This is a genomic window from Pseudomonas sp. FSL W5-0299 (genome assembly GCF_005930655.1).
Classification (GTDB): domain Bacteria; phylum Pseudomonadota; class Gammaproteobacteria; order Pseudomonadales; family Pseudomonadaceae; genus Aquipseudomonas; species Aquipseudomonas mandelii.
In genome coordinates this window covers 1-567 of the sequence record NZ_RXHX01000108.1, presented here as the reverse complement: position 1 = coordinate 567, position 567 = coordinate 1, and the positions used below count along the sequence as shown (strand labels likewise).

At 62.6% G+C, this 567-nt stretch carries 1 protein-coding gene; it reads right to left on the bottom strand.

Annotated features, from left to right (window positions below; translation table 11 throughout):
* On the bottom strand, positions 1-567 hold a 567-nt coding region (locus tag FHL16_RS33845; protein ID WP_238706225.1), incomplete at both ends, for an Ig-like domain-containing protein.

Sequence of the window (567 nt, the reverse complement as noted above, 5' to 3'; positions counted from 1 at the left end):
GCTGCTCACCGCGCTCAACGTGCCGTTGGCAAGGGTCAGGTCGGCGTTGGTGAAACCGCTGACCGCTTCCGAGAAGGTAATCGTGACCAGCGAGGTTTCGCCGATGCTCAGTGCAGTGTCCGCCACCACGATGGTGGCCGTCGGGCGCACGGTGTCGATGGCGTAGTTGTTGGAGTTGGTGGTGCCGCTGCCGGCATTGCCCGAACCGTTTTGCACACCGCTGTTGTCCAGCGTGATCAGGTTGGTGGCATCGGTAATGGTGGTGGTCGGCGTGAATGTGGCGGTCCATGTGATGCCGCCGTCACTGCTGCTCACCGCGCTGAGCGTGCCGTTCGCGATGGTTAGGTCGGCGTTGCTGAAACCGGTCACCGCCTCGGAGAAGGTGATGGTCACGAGGGATGTTTCGCCGACTCTCAGCGCATTGTCGGCGACCACGATGGTGGCGGTCGGCAGCACGGTGTCGATCGTGTAATTGCCGGAATTGGTGGTGCCGCTGCCGGTATTGCCGGCAAGGTCGGCCACGCCGGTATTGGCCAAGGTGATGACGTTGGTCAGGTCATTCACGCC